Origin of the sequence: Ramlibacter cellulosilyticus, assembly GCF_014297465.1 — a bacterium.
Taxonomy (GTDB): Bacteria; Pseudomonadota; Gammaproteobacteria; order Burkholderiales; family Burkholderiaceae_C; genus Ramlibacter; species Ramlibacter cellulosilyticus.
This window is the reverse complement of sequence record NZ_JACORT010000002.1, coordinates 536,909-547,722: the sequence shown is the minus strand read 5'-3', so window position 1 is coordinate 547,722 and position 10,814 is coordinate 536,909. Positions and strand designations below refer to the sequence as shown.

Annotated in this window: 11 protein-coding genes; 7 read left to right on the top strand and 4 right to left on the bottom strand. The window is 69.6% G+C overall.

The window, feature by feature from the left end; all coding sequences use genetic code 11:
- Positions 1-379 precede the first annotated feature (379 nt).
- Positions 380-1,189 (bottom strand): efflux RND transporter periplasmic adaptor subunit, encoded by an 810-nt coding sequence (locus H8N03_RS08485; RefSeq protein ID WP_187075715.1) that lies wholly within the window; start codon positions 1,187-1,189, stop codon positions 380-382.
- A 123-nt stretch (positions 1,190-1,312) separates the two neighbouring features.
- On the opposite strand from H8N03_RS08485, the gene H8N03_RS08480 reads away from it, so the two are divergent.
- From H8N03_RS08480 to groL, 3 genes are all read left to right on the top strand, one after another.
- The gene (locus tag H8N03_RS08480; RefSeq protein WP_187075714.1) at positions 1,313-2,701 is read left to right on the top strand and encodes a TolC family outer membrane protein; all 1,389 of its coding nucleotides are present in this window, start codon (positions 1,313-1,315) and stop codon (positions 2,699-2,701) included.
- Between the two features lie 240 nt (positions 2,702-2,941).
- Positions 2,942-3,232: a co-chaperone GroES gene (groES, locus tag H8N03_RS08475; RefSeq protein ID WP_187075713.1), complete on the top strand. Its 291-nt coding sequence runs from the start codon at positions 2,942-2,944 to the stop codon at positions 3,230-3,232.
- 44 nt (positions 3,233-3,276) lie between these two features.
- Positions 3,277-4,923, top strand: a complete 1,647-nt coding sequence (gene groL, locus H8N03_RS08470) for a chaperonin GroEL (RefSeq protein WP_187075712.1) — start codon at positions 3,277-3,279, stop codon at positions 4,921-4,923.
- A 60-nt stretch (positions 4,924-4,983) separates the two neighbouring features.
- On the opposite strand, the gene H8N03_RS08465 is transcribed toward groL, so the two are convergent.
- Positions 4,984-5,568 (bottom strand): hypothetical protein, encoded by a 585-nt coding sequence (locus tag H8N03_RS08465; RefSeq protein ID WP_187075711.1) that lies wholly within the window; start codon positions 5,566-5,568, stop codon positions 4,984-4,986.
- A 141-nt stretch (positions 5,569-5,709) separates the two neighbouring features.
- Here H8N03_RS08465 and xylF point away from each other — a divergent pair, with 141 nt between their 5' ends.
- From xylF to H8N03_RS08445, 4 genes are read left to right on the top strand one after another with little or no spacing between them, the layout of a single operon-like run.
- Positions 5,710-6,732 (top strand): D-xylose ABC transporter substrate-binding protein, encoded by a 1,023-nt coding sequence (gene xylF, locus H8N03_RS08460; RefSeq protein WP_187075710.1) that lies wholly within the window; start codon positions 5,710-5,712, stop codon positions 6,730-6,732.
- Positions 6,733-6,736: 4 nt separating this feature from the next.
- A complete protein-coding gene (locus H8N03_RS08455) occupies positions 6,737-7,996 on the top strand; it encodes a sugar ABC transporter permease (protein WP_354005092.1) in 1,260 nt (419 codons plus the stop codon).
- On the top strand, positions 7,993-8,760 hold the full coding sequence (locus H8N03_RS08450) for an ATP-binding cassette domain-containing protein (RefSeq protein ID WP_187075709.1): 768 nt from the start codon (positions 7,993-7,995) through the stop codon (positions 8,758-8,760). Before H8N03_RS08455 ends, H8N03_RS08450 begins: the two co-directional genes overlap by 4 nt.
- A gap of 30 nt (positions 8,761-8,790) precedes the next feature.
- On the top strand, positions 8,791-9,153 hold the full coding sequence (locus tag H8N03_RS08445; RefSeq protein WP_187075708.1) for a hypothetical protein: 363 nt from the start codon (positions 8,791-8,793) through the stop codon (positions 9,151-9,153).
- On the opposite strand, the gene pcl is transcribed toward H8N03_RS08445, so the two are convergent.
- Positions 9,150-10,388 (bottom strand): 4-coumarate--CoA ligase, encoded by a 1,239-nt coding sequence (gene pcl, locus H8N03_RS08440; RefSeq protein WP_187075707.1) that lies wholly within the window; start codon positions 10,386-10,388, stop codon positions 9,150-9,152. The genes H8N03_RS08445 and pcl overlap by 4 nt on opposite strands.
- The gene (gene pyp, locus H8N03_RS08435) at positions 10,385-10,771 is read right to left on the bottom strand and encodes a photoactive yellow protein (RefSeq protein WP_222622884.1); all 387 of its coding nucleotides are present in this window, start codon (positions 10,769-10,771) and stop codon (positions 10,385-10,387) included. The genes pcl and pyp overlap by 4 nt, the downstream gene beginning before the upstream one ends.
- Positions 10,772-10,814 lie beyond the last annotated feature (43 nt).

Sequence of the window (10,814 nt, the reverse complement as noted above, 5' to 3'; positions counted from 1 at the left end):
CAGCATGGGCAGCGCGCTGGGAGGAGGGGGCGGGGCGTCCTGCGTCTGCGGCCGGCGAACCGCGAGAGCCGCTTTCGCGGCCGCCGCAAGCGGCTGGACCAGGAAACGCTGCACCGGCGAGACCGGCTTGGCAGCAGGAACGTTCTTTTCGGACGCGCGAGCGCGCCCGGACGCGTGACGACGCATAGGCCCCTCCCCTGGTAGATCGATATGGGTCACCGCGCCGAGGCGGGGCGCGATGCTGCGAAAGATTCTGCAGCAGCTACCACCAATCGGCTACATCCGACCCTCCATCCGGAGGCTGGCCGAAAGGAGTCTTGACAGAAATGGGAAACTGGGCGGGCCGCCCGGTGCTCGCGTTAACCCGTAGGAAGGGGCCCTAAAGGCGCGCCTTGCAACGCACGCCCGCGGGCACGTCGAGCGAGCGGTTCGGCATTTCCGCGATGACGGTGAACGTGCCGCTTGCTGCGTCGACCAGGCGGTCGACCGAGCGCACGGTGGCCGGATAGGCGGCCTTGCTGCCCGCGAGTTCGGGCGCGATCTCGATGGACTGGCCCTGCTTCACGGATCCGAACAGCTTCATCGGGACGATGACGCGCACGCGCAGCGGATCGAGCTGCGCGAGCTTCAGGATCGCGCGCTTGTTGCTGCTGGCGTCGACGATCTCGCCCGGGTACAGGAGCTGGTCGACGACGACGCCGTTGAACGGGCTGCGCACGGTGCGCAGCGCCAGCATGCTGCTTTGCTGCTGGTACTCCTGCTTCGCCTGCTGCACGGCCTCCTGCGCCAGCAGCAGTTCGGCGCGCGCCTGCGCCAGTTCGGCCTCGGCGTCGTCGCGCTCCTGCACGGAGCCGAGCTTCTGTTCCGCCATCTCCTTGCGCCGCTGGTACTTGCGCTGCGCGAACTCCATCTTCTCGCGCGCGGCCTGCTGCGGGCCCTTCGCCTCCGACTTCAGGCGCGCGAGTTCGGCGGCGGCGGCCTCGGCGCGGCTTTCCAGCACGGCGAGCACCTGGCCTTGCGCGACGCGGTCGCCGCGGCGCACCAGCACCCGCTCCAGCAGGCCGGTGCCGGGGCTGCCCACTTCCACGGTCTGCGCCGGTTCGACCAGGCAGTCGTGCGCCGCCTGCCCCCAGGCCGAAGCGGCAGCGAGCCCGAAAGCGGCGGCAATGCAACGGCGAAGCAGGCTCATGTCGTCCTTTGGGAGGTGCACCCTGTCCGCACGGACCCGTGTCCGTATGATCCGTGCCGGGCGGAGGGGTGCCCCGTGCGACATGACGACAAGGTTTCGATGACGGGCGGATTCTATGGGGCGGTGCGTACGCGGCAAGCGCGTGCGCGCGGCGTGTTGCTCGCCGCCATCGCCTGCGTGGCGCAGGCGGCCGCGGCACAGGGCTTCGCGGACGCCTGGGAGCGCGCGCTGGCCACCGAGCCGGCCCTGCAGGCGGCGCGGGCCAATCGCACCGCGGCGGAGGAACGCACGATCGGCGCCCGCGCGGCGTTGCTGCCGCAGATCGACGCGAACGCCAACCGCAACCTGAACCGCCGCACCTTCGTGCAGAACACGCAGAACCCGTTCACGGGCGAGCCTTCGCCGGAGACGGGCGAGCGTTACTACGCCACCACCGCGCAGGTGAACCTGACGCAACCGCTGTGGCGCCCGCAGAACTGGGCGGCGCTGGCGCAGGCGCGCGAGTCCGAGCAGCAGGCGTACTGGGAAGCGCTCGCCACCGAGCAGGACCTGCACGGCAAATTCGTGACCGCGTGGTTCGACGTGATGGCGGCCCGCGACAGCGTCGTGAACGCGGGCGAGCAGGTGGAAGCGACGCGCCAGCAGCGCGAGGTGATGCAGCGCGGCCTGGCGCTCGGCACGCACAGCGAGGTGCAGGCCGCGGAAGCCGTCGCGCGCCACGAGCAGGCGCTCGCCGATCGCGCCGGCGCGCAGACGGAACTCGAAGCGAAGACCGCGGTGCTGGAACAGCTCACCGGGCCGCTGCCCGCCTTCCACGTGCCGCAATGGCGGTCCGGCGATGCCGCGTTCCTGTTCGCGCCGCTTGCTCCCTTGCCCGAATGGCTCGCACGGGTGGAGAGCGACAGCCCCGCGGTGCGGGCCGCCCAGCGCGCCGTCGCCGCCGCACGCGAGGAAGTGCGCAAGCAGCAGGCGCTGCACCAGCCGACGGTGGATTTCGTCAGCCGCCACGCCCGCATCGACCAGGGCAGCGGCACGTCGCCCGGCCAGCCCGGGTACCGCAGCCGCGAACATTCCTGGGGCCTGCAGCTGAACGTGCCGATCTACTCGGGCGGCGGCAACAGCGCGCGCGCGCGCGAAGCGGCTGCCATGGCGATGAAGGCCGAAGCAGACCTCGAGGGTGCGCGCCGCAACGCGCTCACGCAGGCCCGCCAGGCCTGGGCGACGGCGCAGGCCGCGCAGGCGAAGAGCCAGGCGGCGGAACACGCGCTGCGTGCCGCCGAGGTTGCGCTGCGCGCGGCGACCACCGGCCAGGGGACCGGGCTGAAGACGGTCCTGGACGAGCTGCAGGCGCGGGAGCAACTCGCGCACGCCCGCCGGGACCAGCAGCGCGCGCACTACGACCGGGTGGTCGGGCTGGCCAGGCTGCGCGCCGCCGCCGGCGAACCGGCCGACGCCTTCATCGCCGCCATCGCCGTCTTGCTGGGTCCCGCCTCGTCGGCGCCGGCCCGCTAGGAAGTCCCCCCGCACGGCCGGGAGGCGCCACGGCGAAGCAGGAAGTATTACGGATTCGGCGCCGTCGGCGCCGGACTACGCCCTGCCCCGCTTGAAACCGACAGGAGTTCCCTTATCATTAGCACTCGTTGGAGCTGAGTGCTAACAGCAGAGCTGGCAGGCACCCTCCACGAACAGTTAATGAGCGCTAACTTGTGTTGGCGCTTTTTGATGTCCCCTGTTTCCGATGAAGGAGATGCAATGAAACTTCGCCCCCTGCACGATCGCGTGATCGTCAAGCGCCTCGAGAACGAAACCAAGACGGCCTCCGGGATCGTGATCCCCGACAACGCCGCCGAGAAGCCTGACCAGGGTGAAGTGCTGGCCGTCGGCCCGGGCCGCAAGAGCGACAAGGGCGACCTGATCGCCCTGAACGTCAAGGTCGGCGACCGCGTCCTGTTCGGCAAGTACAGCGGCCAGACCGTCAAGGTCGATGGCGACGAGCTGCTGGTCATGAAGGAAGACGACCTGTTCGCGGTCGTCGAGCGCTGAACCGCTTCCTCCCCGCAACCAACTGAATATCCGGAGTAAACAACATGGCTGCTAAAGACGTGGTTTTCGGCGCTGACGCGCGCCACCGCATGGTCGAAGGCGTGAACATCCTGGCCAACGCGGTCAAGGTGACCCTGGGCCCCAAGGGCCGCAACGTGGTGCTCGAGCGCTCCTTCGGCGCCCCCACCGTGACCAAGGACGGCGTGTCCGTGGCCAAGGAAATCGAGCTGAAGGACAAGCTGCAGAACATGGGCGCGCAGATGGTCAAGGAAGTCGCTTCCAAGACCAGCGACAACGCCGGTGACGGCACCACCACCGCCACCGTGCTGGCCCAGGCCATCGTGCGCGAAGGCATGAAGTACGTGGCCGCCGGCATGAACCCGATGGACCTCAAGCGCGGCATCGACAAGGCCGTCGTGGCCCTGACCGAGCAGCTGAAGAAGGCCTCCAAGCCGACGACCACCTCCAAGGAAATCGCGCAGGTCGGCTCCATCTCCGCCAACAGCGACGAGTCCATCGGCAAGATCATTGCCGACGCGATGGACAAGGTCGGCAAGGAAGGCGTGATCACCGTCGAGGACGGCAAGTCCCTGGACAACGAGCTGGACGTCGTCGAAGGCATGCAGTTCGACCGCGGCTACCTGTCGCCCTACTTCATCAACAACCCCGAGAAGCAAAGCGCGCTGCTCGACAACCCGTTCGTGCTGCTGTACGACAAGAAGGTCTCCAGCATCCGTGACCTGCTGCCCGTGCTGGAGCAGGTTGCCAAGGCTTCGCGCCCGCTGCTGATCATCGCGGAAGAAGTCGAAGGCGAAGCGCTGGCGACCCTGGTGGTCAACACCATCCGCGGCATCCTGAAGGTCGTGGCCGTCAAGGCTCCGGGCTTCGGCGACCGTCGCAAGGCCATGCTGGAAGACATCGCCATCCTGACCGGCGGCAAGGTGATTTCGGAAGAAGTCGGCCTGACGCTCGAGAAGGTGACGCTGGCCGACCTGGGCCAGGCCAAGCGCATCGAAGTGGGCAAGGAAAACACCACCATCATCGACGGCGCCGGCGCCGCTGCCGACATCGAAGCCCGCGTGAAGCAAGTGCGCGTGCAGATCGAGGAAGCCACGTCCGACTACGACCGCGAGAAGCTGCAGGAGCGCGTGGCCAAGCTGGCCGGCGGCGTTGCCGTGATCAAGGTCGGTGCCGCGACCGAAGTGGAAATGAAGGAAAAGAAGGCGCGCGTGGAAGACGCGCTGCACGCCACCCGCGCTGCCGTGGAAGAAGGCATCGTGGCCGGCGGCGGCGTCGCGCTGCTGCGTGCCCGCCAGGCCGCCGGCGCCATCAAGGGCGACAACGCCGACCAGGACGCCGGCATCAAGCTGGTGCTGAAGGCGATCGAGTCCCCGCTGCGCGAGATCGTGGCGAACGCCGGTGGCGAGCCCTCCGTGGTCGTCAACGCCGTGCTGGGTGGCAAGGGCAACTACGGCTTCAACGCCGCCAACGACACCTACGGCGACATGATCGAGATGGGCATCCTGGACCCCACCAAGGTGACCCGCACCGCGCTGCAGAACGCCGCGTCCGTTTCGTCCCTGATGCTGACGACCGAAGCCATGGTCGCGGAAGCGCCGAAGGAAGACGCTCCCGCCATGCCCGGTGGCGGCATGGGCGGCATGGGTGGCATGGGCGGCATGGACATGTAATGTCCGCCTGAAGCTTCCTGCTTCGACGAGAAAGCCCGCGGTGGAAGCCGCGGGCTTTTTTCATGGGGCCTGCCGCTGCGATGGCATGAAGCGCGTCGCGCGCCGCGGCCAGGCGAGCCCCAGCACCGCGAGCCCCGCCAGCAGCAGGAAGCCGATGTTCCACCAGATGCGACCGTGGTCGGTGGCCTCCAGGGCGCCCGCGAGCCAGTGCAGGTGCCGGCGCGCGACGGCGCCATCGGCGAGGACCATCTCCGCGGCCTCCTGCCGCGAGATGCGCCCCTGCAGGCTGTCGTCCGCGCGCCCGATCGTCCGCACGTTGTTCCGCAGGCGCACGACCACCGGCACCAGTTCGTCCATGCGCTCCTGCAGGGACGCAGGCACCGCCTGGGCGGGACGGTCTCCCTCCTTCAGCGTGCGCGCCGCCGAGACCACGTCCCGGGCGCCCGCCTGCAGGTCCTGCACGCGCGAGCGGTCGCCCGCGATCACCTCCGTGGCCACCGCCTCCATCCGCTCCAGCGTCGCGACGGTGCGCCGGACCAGCGCGATGCGCGCCTCGCGCTGTTCGCGAGAAGGCAGGAATTCGCCGGAGACGAGCACCAGCGCCAGCAAGGCCAGGAGCGCGGTGCCAACGAAGAGCTTGCGCATGCCCGATTCTGTCGGGGACAGGGCCGGCCGGTCCACCCTCCCGGGTGCCTAGCCTTTTCCCTATGGCGGTGCCCCGCTTCCAGCCGCGTCCAAAAAGTGCTGGAATCCGCGTGCCCGATCCACTCAGGGAAGGAGACAGCCATGAAGAAGCAGTACGCGTTCCTGCTTGCGGCGCTCTTCGCCGCGGCCTCGTCGCCCAGCCTCGCGCAAGTCGTCGGCGTGAGCTGGTCCAACTTCCAGGAGGAGCGCTGGAAGACCGACGAGAAGGCCATCAAGGACCAGCTTGCCAAGCTCGGAGCCAGCTACGTCAGCGCCGACGCCAACGCCTCGGCCGAGAAGCAGATCGCCGACGTCGAAGGCCTGATCAACAAGGGCGCCAAGGTCCTCATCATCCTCGCCTACGACAAGGACGCCATCGCGCCGGCGATCGCGAAGGCCAAGGCGAAGGGCATCCCCGTCGTCGCCTACGACCGCCTGATCGAAGCGCCGGAAGTGTTCTACATCTCCTTCGACAACAAGGAGGTGGGTCGCCTGCAGGCACGCTCCATCTTCGCGGCCAAGCCCAAGGGCAACTACGCGATGATCAAGGGGTCCTCCACGGACCCGAATGCGAACCTGCTGCGCGAAGGCCAGCAGGAGGTGCTGGCGGACGCGATCAAGAAGGGCGACATCAAGATCGTCGGCGAGGAATACACCGACGGCTGGAAGCCGGAGGTCGCCCAGCGCAACATGGAGCAGATCCTCACCAAGTCCGGCAACAAGGTCGACGCGGTGGTCGCCTCCAACGACGGCACGGCCGGCGGCGTGGTGGCGGCGCTCTCGGCGCGCGGGCTCAAGGGCGTGCCGGTGTCCGGGCAGGACGGCGACCATGCGGCGCTGAACCGCGTCGCGCTCGGCACGCAGACCGTCTCGGTCTGGAAGGACGCGCGCGACCTCGGCCGCGAAGCGGCGACCGTCGCGGTTGCCCTGGCCAAGGGGCAGAAGCCTGCCGGCGCCACCACGTTCGACGGCGGCGAGAAGAAGGTGAAGATGAACGCGATCCTGCTCAAGCCCGTCGCCGTCACAGCCGACAAGCTGGACTCGGTGATCAAGGCGGGCTGGATCTCGAAGGATGCAGTCTGCCGCGGCGTCGACAAGGCCACGGGCCCCGCGGCCTGCAAGTGAGCGCGTGGCGCTGACCGACGGCGGGGCCGCGCAGGCCCTGCACGACGAGGAAGCCGGCAGGGCGCGCGCGGCGCCCGTGCCTCTCACCGAGCGGCTGCACGTCAGCTCGCTGGACCTGCGCCTGGCGATCATGGCCGCCGTGCTGGCGGCCATGGCCATCGCCTTCCACGCCGTCACCGGCAACTTCCTCACGCCGGAGAATCTCTACAACGTCGCGCAGCAGTCGGCGGTGGTCGGCATCGTCGCCGCGGCCATCGCGCTGGTGATCGTCGAGCGCCAGATCGACCTGTCGGTCGGCTCCGTGCTCGCGACGGTGGGCGTGCTGGTCGCGTGGCTGATCTACACGAAGGGCTGGCACTGGGCGCCGGCCTGCCTCGCCGGCTGGGCGGTGGCCGTTGCGATCGCGGTGTACCAGGGCTGGCTCACGGCTTACCTGGGCGTGCCTTCCTTCGTGGTGACCCTCGGGGGCCTGGTCACCTTCCGGGGCGTCGCCTTCCTCATCTCCGACGGCCGCACGCAACCGGTCACCGACGCCACCTTCCTGCTGATCGGCGGCGGGCTCGATGGCGCCATCGGCGTGACGGGCAGCTGGGCGCTCGGCATCCTCGTGTGCGGCTGGCTCGCCTGGAACGCCGCGCGGCGGCGGCGGCTCGCCGTGCAGCACGGCTTCACGCCCCGTCCGCTGCTGCTGGACGTCCTGTACACCGGCTTCTTCGCCGTGGCCGTGCTCGGCTTCGTGGCGGCGATGTGCGCGTACCGCATCCCGAGCAAGGAGGCGCCGCAAGGCATCCCCAACCCGGTGCTGATCTGGGCGCTCGTCGTGGCCTTCATCGCCTTCCTCGTCAACCGCACCAGCTTCGGCCGCTACGTCTACGCCATCGGCGGCAACCCGGAAGCGGCGGCGCTGGTCGGCATCCCCGTCAAGCGCGTGATGCTCCAGACTTTCGTGCTGCTCGGGACCATGGTCGCCGTGGCGGCCGTCGTCGCCGTCTCGCGCCTGAACGCCGGAACGAATTCATTGGGCAGCGGCATGGAGCTGTACGCCATCGCCGCCGCGGTGATCGGAGGCATCGCGCTGTCCGGCGGAAGTGGCACGGTGCTGGGGACGGTGCTCGGTGCGCTCGTGATCCAGTTCCTGGAAAGCGGCCTGCTGCTGCTGGACGTGAGCGTGGGCCACCGCATGCTGATCATCGGGCAGGTGCTCATCGTGGCCGTGGTGTTCGACGTGATCTACCGCCGCCGCACCGGGGAGCGCTCGCAATGAGCACGGTGCCGCTCGTCGAGTTCCAGGACGTCGCCAAGTCCTTCGGCGGCGTGCGCGCGGTCGACGGCGTGAACCTGAGCCTCTACCCGGGCGAGGTCGTCGCGGTGCTGGGACACAACGGCGCGGGCAAGTCCACGCTGATGAAGCTGCTCGCCGGCGCCTTTCCGATCGACCAGGGCGCGATCCGCGTGAACGGCGAGGCGGCCACGCTCGCCAACCCCTCCGACGCGCAGGCCCTCGGCATCGAGACGATCTACCAGACGCTGGCGCTCGCCGACAACCTGGACAGCGTCTCCAACCTGTTCCTCGGGCGCGAGCTGAAGAACCGCTGGGGCCTGCTGGACGACTTCGCGATGGAGCGCGCGGCGCGCGAGGTGTTCCGCCAGCTCAATCCCCACTTCCGCAACATCCGCGTGCCCGTTCGCGCGCTCTCGGGCGGCCAGCGCCAGGTCGTGGCCATTTCGCGTGCCGTCTACTTCCGCGCCCGGACCCTGATCATGGACGAGCCCTGCGCCGCCCTCGGCCCGGAGGAAACGCGCATGGTCCACGAACTGGTGCGGACGCTCAAGGCCGCGGGCGTGGGCATCTTCCTCATTTCGCACGACATGCCGGACGTGTTCGGCCTGTCCGACCGCCTGTGCGTGATGAAGAACGGGCGCGCGGTGGGCACCTTCCGCACCGCGGAGGTCACCGAAGACGAGGTGCTCGGCATGATCATCGCGGGCCGGAAGGTCACGCGGGTGGCGGAAGCGCACGTGGCCTAAACCGCGGGCGATTCCTGCGGATGTATTGCGGTGACGACCATCGATCCCCGGGCTTCCGTCCTGGCTGCTCTCCAGATGCGCCTGTCGGCGCGGCGTCCGTCCTCCCGCACGGGCGGGCCGGCGCGGGCTCGCGGCGGCGCGCCGCCGGACGCCGCGGCGCAGGCGCTCGCGCAGCGCCTGGCTGCCATCGACCGGTCCGACCCGGACGGCCGGCGCAAGGCGGTGCGCGTGCTGCTGGAGGCGCAGCTGGCGCGCGAGTTCGGCACAGCGCTGCTGAACGACCCCGCCTTTCCGGGCATGGTCGAGGCCGTGCAGTTGCAGCTGGAAGGCGATGCGCAGGCCGGGGCGGCCGTGCGCACGCTGGGGGACTGGTTGCTGAGCGCGCCGGCCTAGGCGGCCGGTCGCAGGCCACCCTCCTGCAGGTCCCACTCGGCCGGCTTGCCGGTGGGGCCGACGGGCAGGCGGGGACCGAGCCGCAGGGCCTTGGGCCGTTCGGGCGGCGTCAGCTCGCGCTCGATCCAGGTCCGCAGGTCGGCCAGGAGGGCGTCGTCGTGGGCCGTGCCGGACCGCGGCACGATGAAGGCCTTCAGGCGCGTGCCTTCCTCCGGGCGCATCAGCCGCACGGCCACGTCCTCGACGCCAGGGTGCCGGCGCAGCACGTCGCGCACGCGCTCGGGGAAGACATTGATGCCGCCGACCTGCACGGCGGCATCGTGGCGCGCGCCCAGGACGAACTGCCGCTCGCCGACGGGCTGCAGCGCGTCCTGGGGCGCGAAGGGCTGCTGCGCGCCATCGGGCAAGGTGCGCAACAGCGAACGCGCGTCATCCGCGTCCAATCGCCAATGCGGGAAAAGGGTGTACGGATCGTCGTGCGAGCGGCGCCATGCGATGCCTCCCGTCTCCGAAGCGCCGTACACCTGGACGAGGCGGGCGAGCCCGCTTTCGCCAAGTCGACGCGCGGTATCGACGGCAAGCGGCGCCGTGGAGCTCACGCCCACCACGTGGGCGGGCAGCTGCGGCACGGCGCGGGCCACCGCGGTCCAGAAGTCCGGGTGCGCGACCACCAGGTCGCCAGGCTGCGCGCCGCGCGCGAGCCACGCCGGAGAGCTGGCCCGCAGGTCGACCACCGCATCGGCGGCAACACCCAGCTCGCGCGGCAACAGCACGCCGAGCAGGAATCCGTAGATGTGGTGCGAGGGGACTGCGCAGAGCACGCGGCGCCGGCCTGCAAAGAGGGTGGCGAGATGCGCCGTCTCCTGCTGCAGCGTCGCGACCGCATGCGGGCAGGGCTTGGGCGTCCCGCTGCTGCCCGAGGTGCGGAAGGTGAGGCGCGCATCGAAGCGCTCCAGCCCCGCCGCCGCGATGTCGGTCCACTCGCCGATGGTGCGGCGCGCGAGCAGGTAGTCCTCGATGCCGGACTCGTGCAGGTGCAGCGCTTCGGCCAGTGCGGCGGCCAGCGTGATCAGCTCCAGCGAATCGACGGCCAGGTCCTCGTCCAGGCGCAGGTCCTCGGCCCAGGGCTGCGGCACGGGCAAGGCACCGCGCCGCAGGTGCGCGAGCTCGCCCGCGACGAGGTCCGCCACGAAGCGCCGCAGCGCGAGCCGCGGCTCCCACCACCGGGTGTTCACAGGCGCTTGACGAAGATCCAGTAGCTGTCGCCGGCGATCGCCTTCTTCATGTGGATCTTCACCTTGGTCGGCGACATGTTGTAGTCGAAGACGTACTCGAACATCGTGTTCAGGTCGCCCTTGCGCACCCCGGCGTCGAACACGCCCTTGAACTTCGGCGAGTTGGTGCACGGGGCAACGTCGCGGAAGAAGTTCCTGCCCAGCACGTCCTTGCTCGCACGCCCGGTGATGCTGGCCTCCGCGGCGTTGTACTGGAGGATGGTGCCGCGGGCGTCCAGCTGCACGGCGCCGAAGGCGAGCTGGTCGATCTCCTGCGCGGTCAGCTTGGAGAGGACGTTGTCGATGTCGTCCTTGCCGAAGCCGACGACGTTCATGGACTGCATGGGGGCTTCCTGTAGTAGAACAAGAAGCGTGACTGTAAGTAAC